Raw genomic sequence first — 16,545 nt, 5'->3', positions numbered from 1 at the left:
AAGCGCACGGGGTGTATGCAGGCCCGCGCCGCATCGGCCTCGCAAACGTTGCATCAACGTTGAATCAAAGTCTCACAAGCGTCGTGAATGGCCTCAATTTTCCGTCGCAAAAGCCGTTAAACAGTCTGTTCAAGTAACGCGGCGGCATGTGTACGGTGTCGCCCTTCAGGATGACGCATGTCCAATCTCATCAATCTCGGCCTCAGTGGACTGAACGCAGCCCAGTGGGGACTCACGACGACCGGCCAGAACATCAGCAACGCGTCGACGCCGGGCTACACCATTGAAACGCCGGTCTTCGCGGAAACGGGCGGCCAGTACACGGGTTCGGGCTTCCTGCCGCAGGGCGTCTCGACCGTCACCGTCACGCGTCAATACAGCCAGTATCTGACGACGCAGCTCAACAACGCGCAGTCGTCCAGCAGCTCTCTGGCCACCTACAACTCGTTGATCTCGCAACTGAACAATCTGGTCGGCAGCCCGACTGCCGGCCTTGCCAGTGCGATCACGGGTTATTTCACGGGCATGCAGAACGTCTCGAACAATGCTTCGAGCCTCGCCACGCGCCAGACGGCGATGAGCGGCGCGCAAACGCTCGCGAACCAGATTAACGCCGCCGGCCAGCAATACGATGCGCTGCGCGAAAGCGTCAACACGCAGTTGAGCAACACGGTTTCGCAGATCAATAGCTACACGCAGCAGATCGCGCAATTGAACGGCCAGATTTCCGCTGCGAGCACGCAAGGCCAGCCGCCGAACCAGTTGCTGGATCAGCGCGACCTCGCCGTGTCGAATCTGTCGCAACTGATCGGCGTGCAGGTCGTCAACAGCAACGGCAGCTACGGCGTGTTCATGAGCAACGGCCAGCCGCTCGTGTCGGGCGGCAACAGCTTCAACCTGGGCACCGCGCCTTCGACGGGCGATTCGAGCGAACTGTCCGTGCAGTACCTCGGCCAGGCGGGCGCGAATCCGGCCGCGGCGCCGCAAATTCTGCCGGACAGCAAGATTGACGGCGGCACGCTCGGCGGTCTCCTCGCGTTCCGCAGCCAGACGCTCGATCCGGCGGAAGCGCAACTCGGCGCGATCGCCGTCAGCTTTGCGTCGCAGGTCAACGCGCAGAACGCGCTCGGCATTACGCTCGCGGGCGTGCAGGGCGGCGCGCTGTTCTCCGTCGGCGGCCCGACCGTCTATGCGAACACGCAGAACACCGGCAATGCGTCGCTCAACGTGTCGTTCGCGAACCCCGCGCAGCCGACCACCGGCGACTACACGCTCGCTTACAACGGCACCGGCTACACGCTGACCGACAATTCGACGGGCACCGTGGTCGGCTCCGCGGCGAACCTGAGCCAGCCGATCAACGGCCTGAACTTTTCGACCACCGGCACGATGAATCCCGGCGATTCGTTCACGGTCGAACCGACCCGCGGCGCGTTGAACAGCTTCGCGACCGTGACCACGGACGGCTCCGCAATCGCAGCCGCATCGCCGGTTCTGGGCTCGGCCGCGTCGACCAACACCGGCACCGGCGCGATCTCGCAAGGCACGGTCACGGCCGGCTACACGATGCCGAGTTCGACCACCACGCTCACCTACAACGGCACGGGCCTCACCGGCTTCCCGGTCGGCTCGACGGTGACGGTTGCCGGTTCACCGGCAACAACCTATCCGATCACGAGCGCGACGACCGTCGTGCCGTATTCGTCGGCGACCGGCGCGAGTCTCACGATCAACAACACGACGGCCGGCCAGATGGACAAGGTCTCGGTGACGATCAGCGGCGTGCCTTCTGCCGGCGACAAGTTCACCATCGGCCCGAACAGCGGTGCGAACAACGACGGCCGCAACGCGCTTGCGCTGTCGAACCTGTCCACGGCGAAATCGATGAACGGCGGCACGGTCACGCTGACGGGCGCGTATGCAAACTACGTCAACGACATCGGCAACCAGACGAACCAGATTCAGACTTCGAGCACGGCGCAGGCTTCGCTCGTGACGCAAATCACCACCGCGCAGCAGTCGGTGTCGGGCGTCAATATCAACGAGGAAGCAGCCAATCTGCTTCAGTATCAGCAGCTCTATCAGGCGAACAGCAAAGTCATTCAGACCGCGCAGACCCTGTTCCAGACGCTGCTCGGCATCTTCCAGTGAGGCGTTGAACATGCGCATCTCCAGCACGCAGTACTTCACTATGAACGTCGCGACGATGAGCGATCAGCAAGCTCAGTTGTCGCAGCTTTACGCGCAGATCTCGAGCGGCGTGAGCCTTTCCACGCCGTCGGACAATCCGCTCGGCGCGGCGCAGGCCGTGCAATTGAGCTCGACGGCGACCACCCTCGCGCAGTACACGAGCAACCAGAACACGGCGCTCGCATCGCTGCAACTCGAATCGACGACGCTCGGCAGCGTGACCGACGTGCTGCAAAAAGTCCACACGCTCGTGCTGAACGCCGGCGACGGTGCGCTGAACAACGGCGACCGCGGCTCCATCGCAACGGAACTGCAAAGCTTGCGCAGCCAGTTGATGACGCTCGCCAACGCAACCGATCCGCAGGGCAACTACCTGTTCGCCGGTTATCAAAGCAGCGCGCAGCCGTACAACACGAATTCGGCCGGCGTGGTCACCTATTCGGGCGACACCGGCATCCCGGCCGTGCAGATCACCGACTCGCACCTCGTGCAGACCTCGGACAACGGCACTTCGATCTTCAGCAGCGTCGCGCCCATCGGCACGAGTTCGGTTCCGGCGGGGGCCGCGGCTAACACGGGCACGGGCGTCATCGGCACGGTGAGCCTCAATAACCCGACCGATCCGACGAACAACAACACGTACTCGATCAACTTTTCGTCGTCGACGACTTACACCGTCAGCCAGACCGATCCGGCGACCGGCGCGGTCACGACGAGCGGCCCGCAAGCCTTCACCGCAGGCTCGGCGATCACGCTCGGCGGCCAGTCGGTGACGATCAGCGGCGCGCCGAATGCGGGCGACAGCTTCTCCGTCACGCCGGCCACGCAAGGCAGCATGGACGTGTTCGCGAACCTGAGCCAGTTGATCAGCACGCTGCAATCGCCGATCTCGGGCGGTGCGTCGACGGCGAGCTACCAGAGCGCGCTCGTCACCAGCATGACGCAGCTCGAGAACACGATCAACAACGTCGTGACCGCGACGGCGACCGTGGGCGGGACGCTCGCAGGAAGTGCAGGCGCTGCAGAAGGTGACGCAAAACAATACGCTGCAAACGGCGAGCAACCTGTCGGATCTGACGCAGACGGACATGATCAAGACCGTCGGCAAATACACGCTGGCGCAGAACGCGTTGCAAGCGGCACAGCAGGCGTTCGTGAAGATTCAGAACTTGTCGTTGTTCCAGTACCTGAACTGATCGCGCGGGCGGCGAGCCGCTCAAATGAAGAAGGGCGGAACCGGTGTGAGCCGGTTCCGCCCTTTCTGTTTTTCGCGCGTTGTTTTGACGTGCCGCTTTTGACGTTCGTTGCCGCAAAAACGCCGGCTTATCGGAAACCCAGCGCGACGCGTCCCATCTGGTCGATGCCCACCGTGAAGAGGCGCGCAAAGAACGGAATCATGTTCGGGGTCATCAGTTGCAGAAGCAGCATACCGATCAGCATGGTGAGCGGAAAGCCGATCTGGAATACACCGATTTGCGGCGCCGCGCGGTTCAGGATGCCGAGCGCGAGGTTGGTGATGAGGAGCGCCGCGACCACCGGCAACGACAGCAGAAGCCCCGCCGAGAAAATCGTGCTGCCGAAGTTGGCGAGCGTGCGCCAGCCAGGCGAGCCAAGAATATTCGCCGACACGGGCAGCGTATTGAAAGTAGCCAGCAGCGCGCTGATCATCTGCAGATGACCGTCGATCACGAGGAACACCAGCATCGCGATCGTGTACATGTAGGTCGACAGCACCTGGCTCGAACTGCTCGCTTGCGCATCGAAGAAGGTGGCGAAGCCGAGCCCCATGCCGAGGCCGACGAAGTCGCCCGTTGCGCTGATCGCCTGAAACACGATCTGCATCGTCATGCCGAGCGCGATGCCGATCAGGAACTGGTTGACGATGATCCACACGCCCTCGGCGGAAAACACCGTGACTTGCGGCAACGCGCCGAGCGTCGGCGCGACGATGATCGTGACGAAAGCCGCCAGGCCGATCTTCACGCGCAGCGGCAGCGAGCGGTTGCCGAGCACCGGCGCGGTTGCGACCAGCGCGAGAATGCGCACGAACGGCCACAGAAACGCGGTGAGCCAGGCGTTCAGTTGCGCGTAGGTGACGGAAAACATGGCGGCGTCGTAGCTCGATGCAGGAAGGACAACGCGGCGCTCAGTTGACGAGCGTCGGAATGTTGGTGAGAGTCTGGCGCAGATAGTCGAGCATCGTGGTGAGCATCCACGGACCGGCGATCACCATCGTGACCGCGATCGCGAGCAGTTTCGGAATGAACGACAGCGTCGATTCATTGATCTGCGTGGCGGCCTGGAACAGGCTCACCACGAGACCGACCACCAACGCGACGAGCAGAAGCGGCGCGGCAAGCAGCAGGCCGACATACATGGCCTGGTGCGCAAGTGTCATGACGGATTCTGAATTCATGGCGATTCAACCGGAAGCATCGACAACGTAAGGGACGTGAACAACAACAACGCGAGCGCGCGTTGTTTAAACAAAACTTTGCGCGAGCGAGCCGAGCAGCAATTGCCAGCCGTCGACGAGCACGAACAGCATCAGCTTGAACGGCAGCGAAATCGTCGCGGGCGACACCATCATCATGCCCATCGACATCAGCACGCTCGCCACCACCATGTCGATGATGAGAAACGGAATGAAGATCGTGAAGCCGATCTGGAAACCGGTCTTCAGTTCGCTCGTGACAAACGACGGCACCAGCAGCGACAGCGGCACATCTTCGGGACCTTGCATCGGCGCCGCGTGCGAGATGCGTGCGAACAGTGCGAGATCGCTTTCGCGCGTCTGACGCAGCATGAACGTCTTGAACGGCGCGAGGCCGCGGCTCACGGCCGTTTCCATCGGCACGGTGCCTTCGGAGAAGGGCTTGTAGCCGTCGGTATAAGCCTTGTCGAGCACCGGCGACATCACGAACAGCGTGAGAAAGAGCGCGAGGCCGACCAGCACCTGGTTAGGCGGCGTGGTTGTCGTGCCGAGCGCCTGGCGCAGCAGCGATAACACGATGATGATGCGCGTGAAACTCGTCATCATCAGCACCATCGCGGGCAGGAACGACAGCATCGTGAGCAGCAGCATCGTCTGCACGCTCAGCGAATACGTGGTGCCGCCGTTCGGACCAGGACTTGTGTTGAAGGCCGGCAAGCCGGCGGTTTGCGCGAACGAAAGCGTCGGCAGCGCGAGCATTATCGTGGGCAAAACCACGGGCAACGCGACGGGTGCTGCGACGCGCAAGCCGCGAACTGCTGCGCGGGCGGCGCGGGAGGTCATCGACGTGTGCGAATTGCGCGAGGATGGCGCGCTCTGCGCCGATTGAAGACTGAACTGCATTACCGAACCCCGTTGCCTTGCCCGTTGAAACGTTTGCTCACTTCGCCTTTCAAGGCGTCGCGAAAGCGCTGGCCGAAGCTGCCAGACAATGTGGTGCCGCTCGCGCCCGTGCTGCCGGTGCTGCCTGTTCCGCCCGGCGTGCCCGCTTGCGCGTTGCCGACCGTATCGATCGCGACCGAGCCGGCCGGCATCGTATGAAGCAGACGCACGTTGCCCGGCGCCGCGCCGAGTACGAGCCACGTATCGCCGATCTCGACGACCGCGACGCGCTCCTTGCCGCCGAGCGATGCGCCGCCGACCGTTTTCACGAGACCGCTGCGGCTGCCCGGCTGCAAGCCGAAGCGGCGTGCGAGCCACGCGCAGCCGAACACCAGACCGATCACGACCACGAGGCCGACGATCGTTTGCAATACCGCGCCGACGCCGAGCGCCGGAACCGCAGTGCCCGCGCCGACCGTCGACGCCATCTTCGCTGCATTGTTGACCGCGTTCATGTCGGCCGCGTGCGCGGCGAGCGGAGCGCAGAGCGCGCCGAAGCAGGCCGTTGCCGACAGCACCGCGCGCATTGCCAGGCTGGATACGCGACGCGACACAGGCAACACGGCGCAAACGACTGCCGGTTTCATCGATTCAACTTCCGGATACGTTCTGACGGCGTGATGATGTCGGTCAGGCGAATACCGAACTTGTCGTTCACCACCACGACTTCACCTTGCGCGATCAGGCAGCCGTTGACGAGCACGTCCATCGGCTCGCCGGCCATGCCGTCCAGTTCCACGACCGAACCTTGCGCGAGTTGCAGCAGGTTGCGGATCGCGAGCTTGGTGCGGCCGAGTTCGACGGTCATCTGGACGGGAATATCCAGAATCATGTCGATGTCGTTGCGCGTCGTGGTCGGCGCCACTTTCGACAGCGGCTGGAACACGCCGGCCGTGGTCGCGCTGATTTCGCTAGTGTTGTCGTTCTGCTCGGCGAGCGCGCTTGCCCAGTCGGCGAGCGCCGCTTCGTCCTCGGCGCTCGCCGCGTCGGCGGCAACCTGCGCCGCGGCGGCGCTCAGCGCTTCCTCGGGCTTTGCGTTCAGATCACTCATATCCACCTTCCTTCATCGTGTCGGCTGCGCTGATCATCTTCTGCACGCGCAACGCGTATTGACCATTGAAAATTCCGTAGCCGCATTCCATCACCGGCACACCGTCGACTTTCGCCGTGATGTGCTCGGGGATGTTGATCGGCAGAACATCGCCTTTGCGCATGTTCAGGATCTGTTCGAACGTGATCGGCACCTGCGCGAGGTCGGCGGTCAGTTCGACTTCCGCCGCCTGCACCTGCTGCGACAGCACGCGGACCCAGCGGCGGTCGACTTCGAGCGCCTCGCCCTGGATCGGCGACGACAGGATGTCGCGGATCGGTTCGATCATCGAGTACGGCATGCAGATGTGCAGCGTGCCGCCCGTCGTGCCGAACTCGATCGAGAACTGCGTGACGATGACGATTTCGTTCGGCGTCGCGACGTTCGCGAACTGCGTGTGCATTTCCGAGCGCATGTATTCGAACTGCAGCGGACGCACGCTTTTCCACGACGCCGCGTAGTGTTCGAACGTCAGGTTGAGCAGCTTCATGATGATGCGCTGCTCGGTCTGCGTGAAATCGCGGCCTTCCACTCGAGTGTGGAAACGCCCGTCGCCGCCGAACAGATTGTCGACCACGAAGAACACCAGGTTCGGGTCGAACACGAACAGCGACGTGCCGCGCAACGGCTTGATGTGGACCAGGTTCAGGTTGGTCGGGATCGGCAGGTTGCGGGTGAACTCGCTGTACTTCTGCACCTTCACCGGACCGACGGAGATTTCCGCCGAACGCCGCATGAAGTTGAAGATGCCGACGCGCAAGAGTCGCGCGAAGCGGTCGTTAATGATTTCGAGGCCGGGCATCCGGCCGCGGACGATCCGTTCCTGCGTCGCGATGTTGTAGGGACGTACGCCTACACGCTCGCTTTGCTCGGCTTCAGAGTCGGACTCGCCGGTTACGCCTTTGAGGAGGGCATCGACCTCCTCCTGGGACATGAACTCTTCGTGGCCCATTCCTTATTCCTCGTGCATACCGTGACGTTGGATGATGGCAGTGCGCAAGCGCGTCACTGCACGACGAATTCGGTGAACAGCACGTCCTGGACGTGGATCGGCGCCGCGCCCTTGTCGGTCGGCTGCTCGATCAGCGTGCGCAGTTCGGTGGCGAGCGCGTGCTTGCCTTCGAGCGGCGCCAGTTCATCGGGATGATGGTTCGACAGCGCGAGCAGGATGCGGCTGCGGATTTCCGGCATGTGCTCGGTGAGCTCCGGCGTCGTCTTCGGATCGGTGAGCTTGAGCGTGAGGCCGATGCGCAGGAAGTGCTGCTGGCCGTCGTCCGACTGGAGATTGACCGTCATCGATTCGAGCGGGAAAAACGTGGGTGCCGGAGCGGGCGCCGGCGCGGCTGCCGTGGCGGCGGCCGGAGCGCGCTTCGACATGAAGAACCACACGCCTGCGCCGGTCGCGCCCGCGGCGACGACAGCGATGAGGGCGATCAGGATGATGCGTTTCATGGGGCCCGGGGAAGCGGGCGCGACTTGCTGATTTGCGGGAGTGGTAGCCATGAGTTTTGCTGTGCTTGCCGTTAGTGCTGGTGATAGTGATTGTTGTTGATTTGCCTGCGGCGCGATGGGTCGAACAGAAGGGTTAATGCGGGCTATCTCTGGTTTTTGGGCCCTGCGGGCCGGCTTTGGTTTTTTGTTGGTCTGGATGGGGGTTGGGGGTTTTTTGTTAACCCCTTTGGCCTTTCCTTGATTTCATGGTGGTCTATTGGTGTTGCCCCTGTGCGGGGCGGCACTCACTTTCTTTGCCGCCGCAAAGAAAGTGAGTGCCGCCCCGCACAGGGGCAACGCCAATAGACCACAGCGAAATCAAGGAAAGGCCAAAGAAAGCCAGTGCGACCCACTTATAACCCACCGGTGTGAGCCCGCTTTCTTTGCTTACTTTCTTCGCGGCGGCAAAGAAAGTGAGTGCCGCCCCGCACAGGGGCAACGCGAAATAGACCACCGCGAAATCAAGGAAAGGCCAAAGGGGTAAAAAACAGCGCCCCCGGCAAAGCAAAAGCTCAAGCAAACGTATCCACAAGCCCAACACTACGCCGCCCACCGGCATCACCAGCAGCCACAACCACCCCGGCCCCGGCGGCCCCAGCCTCACCCCCAAAACCCCGCGCGGAGCGCCCCCCGCCAGAACTGGCACTTTGCTGCTGCTGCCCACCCTGCCGCCCAAACCCATCACTGACACTCGCGCTGCCGAGCCCAATCCCATTCGCCTCCATAGCCTCGCGCAGCTTCGGCAAAGCGGCCTCAACCGCCTCCCGCACCTGCTGATGCTGCGAAACAAACAACGCATGCGCATGGTTATCGGCGACCTGCAATACAACCTGCAAAGGCCCAAGATCCTTCGGATTCAACGTCAGCTCGGCGCTCTGCGAATGCGCATTCGACAGGAACACCACCTTCTGGCTCAACGCCTCCTCCCAGTCGGTCGTGCCGACCTGCGGTCCCAATGCATTCGCCGCGGCCGCCGCGCTCGCGGTGCCCGTCGTTTGCACGGCCGCCGTCGTGCTTGCGGCGCTCGCGGCCGCCTGGCTCGCGGCCAGCGCGGCCGTCGCCGCGTCGGCGGCATTCTTGAACGATGCCAGGTCGTCTGTCTGCGCGCCTGCCGCTCCCGTCGATGTCAACGCGCCCGCCGCAGCCGCCGATGCCGCCGCCGTCGGATCGGCGACGGTCGTACCGTTCGCCGCCGTCCCCAATGCGCCGCGCGCCCCGGCCGAGCCCTTGCCGCCGCCGGACGACCCGGCTTCCAGCGTCTTGCTCGTCGTGTCGTTCAGCGAAGCGTTCGCGCTCGCCAGACCGTTCGCCGCCGCGGCGGCTGCCGCGCCGCTCGGGAGAGCCTGCGACGGAGCCACAGCCTGGCCGTTCGCCAGCGCCGCGAGCGCGGCCTGCAACGAGTCCTGCAGCGATTTCGGATCGGTCGGCGCCTTCTTGCCGGGCGTGCCGGCAGGCGCGGTGTCGGTGGCCGCGCCGGTTGCGGTCGGGTCCGCGTTCGTCGATGCCGCCAGATTGACGCCGGCCGGATCGGCGGCGCTCGCGTCGGCCTGGGCTTGCGCCTGCGCCTGAGCGGCAGCGGCAGCGGCTGCGGCGCCCGCATCGTTTGCGCTCGCGGCATTGGCCGGCTTCGGCGGCGTGTCGCCGTTCTTGTCCGTCGATGCCTGCTGCGGCTTGTCCGCCGACGCCGCGGACGATGCCGCGTCGGTCGCGCTGCTGTCCTTGCTGTCGCTCTTTGCGTCGTCGGCGCTCTTCGTCGTGGAATCGTCCGGCGGCGGCGCGTCGTGCACGCTCGAGCCCTGCGAGATGTCCGCGGAAGAGGGCTGCGGCACGGTGGCCTTCACGCTTGCAGCGCTATGTGCGGCCGCACTTGCAGCCGCACTTGAAGCCGCACTGTTCTGCAAATCAATGTTCTGCTGCAGCGTTTGCGAAAACGGCTTCGCGCTAGCAGCGGCAAGCGCCGCCGCATTGCTGGGCTTACTGGTGGAGCCGCTGCCGGTCGAGCCGAGCAGCGAGCCGATCTGTGAAAGAAACGACATAAGTGTCCTGTCAATCCGTCAAAGGGTACGGTGTCGAGTCAGTGTCGAGGCGGCGCGGGCGTCAGGCGCCTTCCGCGCGCATCCTCAGGATTCGTGCCGCGTGTTCGTCGGCGTCGCGCTGATCGCGCCGCGCCACGACCTTCGCCTCGGCGGCTTCGCCGCGCGCCTGCAGCACTTCGTACGAGCCGAGCTTCTGCTTCTGACGCTGCCAGTCGGGCTTGGCTGCCTCGACTCGCGCGTTCGCGGTCACGAGCAGGTTGCGCTGCTGCTCGATGGCCGCGTCGAGTGTGTCGATGAACGCCTGGAAATTGCGCATGTTGCCGGCGGGCATCCCCGCTTGCGCGGTCGCCGTGAAACGCGCGTGGTATTCGTCGCGGTACTGCACGAGGGCGTTCAGCTGCGCCTCGACGTCGTTGCGCTCGCGCTGCGCGCGGCCAAGACGTTGAGCGGCGGCGTCGACATCGTCCTGCGCGAGGCCAATCAGCGTCTTGATCGGAAAGTGTTTCGCCATCGTCAGGCTCCTTGGGCAAACAGCGCGTCCAGCATCTCGATACTCGGTTCGAAGTTCGCGCACTCGCGAAAGCCCTGTTGCAGGAAGGCTTCCATCCGCGGATACAGCGCGATCGCGCGGTCGAGCAGCGCGTCGCGCCCGCTCGAATAAGCGCCGACGTTGATCAGATCGCGGTTGCGCTGATAGCGCGACAGCATCTGCTTGAACATACGCGTTTTGTCCAGATGGTTATCGTCGATCAGCGCGGTCATTGCCCGGCTAATCGACGCTTCGATGTCGATCGCCGGATAGTGGCCGGCTTCCGCGAGCGAGCGCGACAGCACGATATGGCCGTCGAGAATCGCGCGCGCGGAATCGGCGATCGGGTCCTGCTGGTCGTCGCCTTCGGTCAGCACGGTATAGAACGCGGTGATCGAGCCGCCGCCCGCCGGCCCGTTGCCGGTTCGTTCGACGAGCGCCGGCAGCTTCGCGAACACCGAAGGCGGATAGCCCTTGGTGGCGGGCGGCTCGCCCACGGCGAGCGCGATCTCGCGCTGCGCCATTGCGTAACGGGTCAGCGAATCCATCAGCAGCAGCACATGCTTGCCTTGGTCGCGGAAATATTCGGCGAGCGACGTCGAATACGCGGCGGCCTGCATCCGCAGGAGCGGCGAAACGTCCGCAGGCGCGGCGATCACGACGGAGCGCGCGAGACCTTCCTCGCCGAGAATCTGTTCGATGAATTCCTTCACTTCGCGGCCGCGTTCGCCGATCAGGCCGATCACGATCACTTCGGCGCTGGTATAGCGCGCCATCGTGCCGAGCAGCACCGATTTACCGACGCCCGAACCCGCGAAGAGGCCCATGCGCTGCCCGCGTCCGACGGTCAGCAGCGCATTGATCGCGCGCACGCCGACGTCGAGCACTTTATGGATCGGCTCACGATTCAACGGATTGATCACCGGCGCGGACAGCGGCGCATCGGCGTGCGCGCCGAGCGGGCCGAGTCCGTCGAGCGGACGGCCGGACGCATCGAGCACGCGGCCGAGCAATTCCCAGCCGACCGGCAGACGCTTCGCGCCCGCCATCGGATCGGCAATCGGCGCGCTCTCCAGCGGATAGACACGCGCGCCGGGCAGCAGGCCGATCACTTCGGTGGTCGGCATCAGAAAGAGTTTGTCGCCGGAGAAGCCGACCACTTCGGCTTCGGCCATCGGCAGCGAACTGCCGAGTGGCAGTTCGATCATCACTTCGGCGCCCACCGAGAGGCGCAGCCCGACTGCTTCAAGCACGAGACCCGCGGCGCGCGTGAGGCGCCCGCATGCGCGCATCGGCTTGGCGATCGCGTTGCGCGCGCGCAGCGCGTCGAGCCGACCGCGCCACGCTTGCATGTGCGGATTGCTGTCGAGCGCGGGATCGTAGGGCGCGGCAGCCGTTGCTTTCGAGGCGGCGCGCGCGAGACCTGCTGCATCCGGTGCCGACTCGCGGCTCGCGGCCGCGCCCCTCAGCGGATGCGCGTGATTGGCAGCAGCCGCGTCTTCAGTCGCTTGAGGGAACACCGCGGCGTCAGGAGCGGCGTCCGCAAACGACGTTTCGGCAAGCGCCTCCGCACCGAACGACGCCAGCGCCAGCTCGCGTTCGAGCGGCGTCAGGTCGCTTGCGCGGATTTCCTCGAGCGTCGGCTTCACCATGTACTCACTTTGCCGAGCGCCGCGGCGACGCGTTCCCAGCGTGTATCGATGCCGGCATCGACTTCGCCGCTCGCGGCCTGCGCGCGGCAGCCGCCGCGCTCCACGGCGGGGTCGGTGCGCACGGTCCAGCCGCGCGTTTGCAATTCTTCCATCAGATACGCTTCGACCACGGGCAGATCGGCGGGACTCACGATCAGCGCGGGTGCGCCCGTCAACGCCGGTTCGGCGGCGAGCACTTCGCGCGCGGCGGCGATCAGCGCGGTCGGGTCATGCTGCACATGCTGGCGCACCACCTGTTGCGCGATGTCGAGCGCGAGCGAGACGAGCGTCTCCGAGATCGCGCCTTGTGCGCCGTCGAGCGCGGCCTTGAACGTTTCGGCGAGTGCGGCAAGCCGCGCCGCTTCCTCGCGTGCTTCGCTTCGGCCTTGCTCGAAACCCTGCGCGTGGCCTTGCTCGTAACCCGCCTGGTAGCCGAGCGCCTGACCGGCCACGTGGCCAGAGGCGATGCCCTGCGCGTGCGCGGCTTCGCGCAGGCGCTCGAGTTCGGCTTCGAACGCGGCTTCGTCGGCCTCGGAATTCGGCGGCGCGGGCGGCACCGGATCGAACGAGGCCATCTCCCAGCGCTGGTAGGCCGAGAGGGTCGCCTTCGCCGCGGAGTTGCGATTAGACATATGCATCTTCCGCCTTGCCGCCAATCACAATCTGACCGCTTTCCGCCAGATTGCGCACGATTTGCAGGATGCGGCGCTGTTGCGTCTCGACTTCGGAGACACGGACCGGGCCGCGCGCGTCGAGGTCTTCGGCGAGCAGTTCGGCTGCGCGCTGCGACATGTTCGACAGGAACTTCTGACGCAGCGCGGGCGCCGCGCCCTTCAGCGAGATGATCAGCGCTTCGGACTCGACTTCCTTCAGCAGCAACTGGATCGCGCGGTCTTCCAGGTCGAGCAGGTTCTCGAACACGAACATCTGATCAACGATCTTCTGCGCGAGTTCCGCGTCGTACTGGCGGACGTTCTCGATGACGCCTTCCTCGTGATTGCTCGACATGAAGTTGAGGATTTCCGCCGCCGTGCGAATGCCGCCCATCGGGCTGCGCTTGAGGTTGTCGCTGCCCGACAGCAGGTGCGTGAGCACGTCGTCGAGTTCGCGCAGCGCGGCCGGCTGAATGCCGTCGAGCGTCGCGATTCGCAACAGCACGTCGTTACGCAGACGCTCCGTGAAGCACGCGACGATTTCCGAAGCCTGATCGCGGTCCAGGTGAACGAGGATTGTCGCGATGATCTGCGGATGCTCGTTCTTGATCAGCTCCGCGACCGCCGGCGAATCCATCCACTTCAGGCCCTCGATACCGCTGGTATCGCTGCCTTGCAGAATGCGGTCGATGATCGCGCCGGCCTTGTCGTCGCCGAGCGCCTTCGTCAGCACCGAACGGATGTACTCGTTCGAGTCGAGCGACATGCCGGTGTGCTTCTCCGCCTCGCGCACGAACTCGTGCAGCACGACGTCGATCTCCTCGCGGGTCACGGCCTTCATGGCGGCCATCGCGACGCCGATCTTCTGGACTTCGCGCGGTCCGAGAAACTTGAATACCTGCGCGGCTTCTTCTTCGCCGATCGACATCAGCAGAAGCGCGCTCTTCATTACGCCTTCAGCGCTCATCGGTCACCCAATTCTTGACGACAGTTGCAACGATCTTCGGATCCTGGCGCGCGATGCTGCGTGCGAACTCCAGGTTCCTCTCATATTTGTGTTTCGCGTTTTCCAGCGCCTGCAGCTCTGCGTCGCCGTTGTCCATTTCGAGCGCGGCGTTGCCGGCCCGCTCGGCGGCGGGAATGCCGTCGAGCAGGATCGGCTCGTCCGGCGACGGCAGCGCTGCGGCGACGACCGGCTCCGGCGGCGGGAACGCGCGGCGCAGCGCCGGCTTCACCATCACGAAGTACAGGAACAGGGCCACTGCGCCGATGCCAAGATACGTCGCGATCTGCTTGTACAGCGCCAGCATGTCCGGCGTGCGCCACCACGGCAGGTCGGCGTTCGGGTCGAGCGCGGTGGTGAACGGGCTGTTGACCACGTTGACCGAGTCGCCGCGCTGCGCGTCGAAGCCCATCGCGTCCTTCACGAGCTGGTTCACTTGCGCGAGCTTGTCGGCGGTGACCGGCTGCATCGTCGCGTGACCCTTGGCGTCGACCACGCGCAGATAGTTGACCACCACCGCCACCGACAGACGCTTGATGCCGCCCATCGGCTGCTCGAGGTGACGCACGGTCTTGTCGAGCTCGTAGTTGGTCGTCATGTCCTTGCGGTCGCTGACCGGCGTCGTCGTCACACCGCCGCTTGCGCCGGCGGGCGCATTGATCGGCGCGGATGCCGGCTGCGGCGGCTGGTTCGACAGCGCGCCCGGCACGCCCGAGGCGCCGCCTTGCGACATTTCGGTTGCGGTGCTCGATTGCTGGCTGCGAATCGCGGCCTGTTGCGGATTGCCGTTCGGGCCGTAGTTTTCCGAAGTCTGTTCGCTGCGCGAGAAGTCGATGTCGGCGCTCACCTGCGAATGCGCATTACCGGAGCCGAACAGCGGCGCGAGGATCGCGTCGATGCGCTGCTGCGTGCTGCGCTCGATCTGCTGGCGATACTTCAGTTGCGACGCGTCGAGCCCGCCGCCCACCGACGGCTGCGTCAGCAGATTGCCGTCCTGGTCGAGAATGGTCACGCCCTTGACCGGCATTTCCGGCACCGCCGACGACACCATATGCGTGATCGCAAGCACCTGACCTTCGTCGAGCGCGCGGCCCGGATACAGATTGACGAGCACCGACGCCGACGGCGCTTCCTTGTCGCGCACGAACACGGACGGCTTCGGAATCGCCAGATGGACGCGCGCCGACTTCACCGACGAAACCGATTCGATCGTGCGTTCCAGCTCGCCTTCGAGCGCGCGCTGATAGTTGATCTGCTCGGCGAACTGGCTGATGCCGAACTTCTGGTTGTCCATCAGTTCGAAGCCGACCGAGCCGCTCTTCGGCAATCCCTGCGATGCAAGGCGCAGGCGCATCTCATGCACCTGCTCGGACGGCACGAGGATCGCGCCGCCGGCCTCCGAGAACTTGTACGGAATGTTCGCCTGCTGGAGCGCCGTGATGATGGCGCCGCCGTCCCGGTCGGACAGGTTGCTGTAGAGCACCTTGTAGTCCGGCGCGCGCGACCAGAGGAACAGACCCGCGACGATGGCGACGAGCAGCGCGACCGCGAAGATGAGCGGCGCGCGCGGGTTGCCGCGCATCTGCGCGAGGCCGGACAGGCGCTGACCAAAATTGCCGCCGAGGCCGCCACCGAGGCCGCCCAGGTCTGCATTGCCGCCGGGCTGGCCGGCGCCCGCCGCCGCCGCGCCGGGCTGCGCGCCGGCGAGGCCCATGCGGGCGTCGGGGTTGATCAAAGAGTTGGCTGACGAATCCATGCGTCGGGTTTCTCCGGGATGCCTTTGCGTTCTGCCGCTATGTCGCGCCGAGAGCCGACGGGAGTATGGACAGAGACTTTCACGACTGAAATTATCCGCACGGCAGACGCGCCCGATTGCTTGAATAGAGCCGGGTTTCCCCCCTAGTTTCGGGGCTTTCCCGTAAAGCCCGCTGCTATGCTTTCGTCCAGATCGGTACGGTTTGGTCGTGCCGCTCGTCATTACTGGAGAGAACATGACTTTGCCCGTGAACGCGATTTCGTCGGCGCTGCAACAGTTGCATTCGATGGCTGCGCAGGCGACCGGCGGCAGCACCGCGGCGGCCGGCGCTTCGGCAGCAGGGGAGTCCGGCGCGGCCACGGCCGGCGGCTTTGCGTCGGCGCTCAAGGCCTCGCTGGACAAGATCAGCGGCGATCAGACCAAGGCGATCGGCGAATCGCAGGCGTTCGAGCTCGGCGCGTCGAACGTGTCGCTAAACGACGTGATGGTCGACATGCAGAAGGCCAACGTCGGCTTCCAGTTCGGCCTGCAGGTGCGCAACAAGCTGGTGTCCGCCTACAACGACATCATGCAGATGCAGGTCTGAACGCTGGCGGTCGCGGCGGCAAGAATGTTCCGCCCGCCACGGCCGCAACCTGCTGCATGCGCCGCGCCGCTCGCCTGAGCATGCGCGAGCACGCGCGGCCTGACCCCTTAATCCTCCTTACACCGGCCTAAAGCTTTCTCGCTG

General features: G+C 64.7%; 15 protein-coding genes and 1 pseudogene. 3 read left to right on the top strand and 13 right to left on the bottom strand.

The window, feature by feature from the left end; genetic code table 11:
- Nucleotides 1-177 precede the first annotated feature (177 nt).
- Nucleotides 178-2,151, top strand: coding sequence for a flagellar hook-associated protein FlgK (gene flgK, locus ABIE53_RS00460; protein ID WP_006050930.1), 1,974 nt, complete (start codon nucleotides 178-180; stop codon nucleotides 2,149-2,151).
- A gap of 10 nt (nucleotides 2,152-2,161) precedes the next feature.
- Nucleotides 2,162-3,386, top strand: a pseudogene (gene flgL / locus ABIE53_RS00455) (flagellar hook-associated protein FlgL).
- 127 nt (nucleotides 3,387-3,513) lie between these two features.
- Here flgL and fliR read toward each other — a convergent pair.
- The 13 genes from fliR to fliF all read right to left on the bottom strand — a co-directional run bounded on the left by fliR (nucleotide 3,514) and on the right by fliF (nucleotide 15,815).
- A complete protein-coding gene (gene fliR, locus ABIE53_RS00450) occupies nucleotides 3,514-4,296 on the bottom strand; it encodes a flagellar biosynthetic protein FliR (protein ID WP_006050932.1) in 783 nt (260 codons plus the stop codon).
- Nucleotides 4,297-4,336: 40 nt separating this feature from the next.
- Entirely contained in the window at nucleotides 4,337-4,606 is a 270-nt protein-coding gene (fliQ, locus tag ABIE53_RS00445) for a flagellar biosynthesis protein FliQ (RefSeq protein WP_013340831.1), read from the bottom strand.
- A gap of 66 nt (nucleotides 4,607-4,672) precedes the next feature.
- Complete coding sequence (gene fliP / locus ABIE53_RS00440) at nucleotides 4,673-5,383, bottom strand: flagellar type III secretion system pore protein FliP (protein ID WP_374710157.1); 711 nt, start codon at nucleotides 5,381-5,383, stop codon at nucleotides 4,673-4,675.
- A 143-nt stretch (nucleotides 5,384-5,526) separates the two neighbouring features.
- Nucleotides 5,527-6,153: a flagellar biosynthetic protein FliO gene (fliO, locus tag ABIE53_RS00435; RefSeq protein ID WP_171800251.1), complete on the bottom strand. Its 627-nt coding sequence runs from the start codon at nucleotides 6,151-6,153 to the stop codon at nucleotides 5,527-5,529.
- Nucleotides 6,150-6,617 carry a flagellar motor switch protein FliN gene (gene fliN, locus ABIE53_RS00430; RefSeq protein ID WP_006050936.1) on the bottom strand — a complete coding sequence of 156 codons (468 nt, stop codon included), beginning with the start codon at nucleotides 6,615-6,617 and terminating at the stop codon, nucleotides 6,150-6,152. Before fliN ends, fliO begins: the two co-directional genes overlap by 4 nt.
- Entirely contained in the window at nucleotides 6,610-7,608 is a 999-nt protein-coding gene (gene fliM / locus ABIE53_RS00425; RefSeq protein WP_006050937.1) for a flagellar motor switch protein FliM, read from the bottom strand. The genes fliN and fliM overlap by 8 nt, the downstream gene beginning before the upstream one ends.
- Before the next feature lie 53 nt (nucleotides 7,609-7,661).
- Nucleotides 7,662-8,159: a flagellar basal body-associated protein FliL gene (fliL, locus tag ABIE53_RS00420; protein ID WP_006050938.1), complete on the bottom strand. Its 498-nt coding sequence runs from the start codon at nucleotides 8,157-8,159 to the stop codon at nucleotides 7,662-7,664.
- Nucleotides 8,160-8,659: 500 nt separating this feature from the next.
- Entirely contained in the window at nucleotides 8,660-10,183 is a 1,524-nt protein-coding gene (locus tag ABIE53_RS00415) for a flagellar hook-length control protein FliK (RefSeq protein WP_192700371.1), read from the bottom strand.
- Nucleotides 10,184-10,244: 61 nt separating this feature from the next.
- Nucleotides 10,245-10,694, bottom strand: a complete 450-nt coding sequence (gene fliJ, locus ABIE53_RS00410) for a flagellar export protein FliJ (RefSeq protein WP_006053241.1) — start codon at nucleotides 10,692-10,694, stop codon at nucleotides 10,245-10,247.
- A 2-nt stretch (nucleotides 10,695-10,696) separates the two neighbouring features.
- A complete protein-coding gene (fliI, locus tag ABIE53_RS00405) occupies nucleotides 10,697-12,364 on the bottom strand; it encodes a flagellar protein export ATPase FliI (RefSeq protein ID WP_114156554.1) in 1,668 nt (555 codons plus the stop codon).
- Nucleotides 12,358-13,041: a flagellar assembly protein FliH gene (gene fliH / locus ABIE53_RS00400; protein WP_171800253.1), complete on the bottom strand. Its 684-nt coding sequence runs from the start codon at nucleotides 13,039-13,041 to the stop codon at nucleotides 12,358-12,360. The genes fliI and fliH overlap by 7 nt, the downstream gene beginning before the upstream one ends.
- Nucleotides 13,028-14,023 (bottom strand): flagellar motor switch protein FliG, encoded by a 996-nt coding sequence (fliG, locus tag ABIE53_RS00395; protein ID WP_006053244.1) that lies wholly within the window; start codon nucleotides 14,021-14,023, stop codon nucleotides 13,028-13,030. Before fliG ends, fliH begins: the two co-directional genes overlap by 14 nt.
- Complete coding sequence (gene fliF, locus ABIE53_RS00390) at nucleotides 14,013-15,815, bottom strand: flagellar basal-body MS-ring/collar protein FliF (RefSeq protein WP_029970933.1); 1,803 nt, start codon at nucleotides 15,813-15,815, stop codon at nucleotides 14,013-14,015. The genes fliG and fliF overlap by 11 nt, the downstream gene beginning before the upstream one ends.
- A gap of 235 nt (nucleotides 15,816-16,050) precedes the next feature.
- On the opposite strand from fliF, the gene fliE reads away from it, so the two are divergent.
- Nucleotides 16,051-16,401: a flagellar hook-basal body complex protein FliE gene (gene fliE / locus ABIE53_RS00385; RefSeq protein WP_053858865.1), complete on the top strand. Its 351-nt coding sequence runs from the start codon at nucleotides 16,051-16,053 to the stop codon at nucleotides 16,399-16,401.
- The last annotated feature ends 144 nt before the right edge of the window (nucleotides 16,402-16,545 follow it).

Source organism: Paraburkholderia sp. OAS925 (assembly GCF_040543975.1).
Classification (GTDB): Bacteria; Pseudomonadota; Gammaproteobacteria; order Burkholderiales; family Burkholderiaceae; genus Paraburkholderia; species Paraburkholderia graminis.
This window is presented reverse-complemented; position numbering and strand designations above follow the sequence as displayed.

Bases quoted from the DNA above. Each gene is read 5' to 3' on its own strand.
- flgK (WP_006050930.1), top strand. From the start codon at position 178: ATGTCCAATCTCATCAATCTCGGCCTCAGTGGACTGAACGCAGCCCAG.
- fliR (WP_006050932.1), bottom strand. From the start codon at position 4,296: ATGTTTTCCGTCACCTACGCGCAACTGAACGCCTGGCTCACCGCGTTT.
- fliQ (WP_013340831.1), bottom strand. From the start codon at position 4,606: ATGAATTCAGAATCCGTCATGACACTTGCGCACCAGGCCATGTATGTC.
- fliP (WP_374710157.1), bottom strand. From the start codon at position 5,383: ATGCTCGCGCTGCCGACGCTTTCGTTCGCGCAAACCGCCGGCTTGCCG.
- fliO (WP_171800251.1), bottom strand. From the start codon at position 6,153: ATGAAACCGGCAGTCGTTTGCGCCGTGTTGCCTGTGTCGCGTCGCGTA.
- fliN (WP_006050936.1), bottom strand. From the start codon at position 6,617: ATGAGTGATCTGAACGCAAAGCCCGAGGAAGCGCTGAGCGCCGCCGCG.
- fliM (WP_006050937.1), bottom strand. From the start codon at position 7,608: ATGGGCCACGAAGAGTTCATGTCCCAGGAGGAGGTCGATGCCCTCCTC.
- fliL (WP_006050938.1), bottom strand. From the start codon at position 8,159: ATGGCTACCACTCCCGCAAATCAGCAAGTCGCGCCCGCTTCCCCGGGC.
- ABIE53_RS00415 (WP_192700371.1), bottom strand. From the start codon at position 10,183: ATGTCGTTTCTTTCACAGATCGGCTCGCTGCTCGGCTCGACCGGCAGC.
- fliJ (WP_006053241.1), bottom strand. From the start codon at position 10,694: ATGGCGAAACACTTTCCGATCAAGACGCTGATTGGCCTCGCGCAGGAC.
- fliI (WP_114156554.1), bottom strand. From the start codon at position 12,364: ATGGTGAAGCCGACGCTCGAGGAAATCCGCGCAAGCGACCTGACGCCG.
- fliH (WP_171800253.1), bottom strand. From the start codon at position 13,041: ATGCATATGTCTAATCGCAACTCCGCGGCGAAGGCGACCCTCTCGGCC.
- fliG (WP_006053244.1), bottom strand. From the start codon at position 14,023: ATGAGCGCTGAAGGCGTAATGAAGAGCGCGCTTCTGCTGATGTCGATC.
- fliF (WP_029970933.1), bottom strand. From the start codon at position 15,815: ATGGATTCGTCAGCCAACTCTTTGATCAACCCCGACGCCCGCATGGGC.
- fliE (WP_053858865.1), top strand. From the start codon at position 16,051: ATGACTTTGCCCGTGAACGCGATTTCGTCGGCGCTGCAACAGTTGCAT.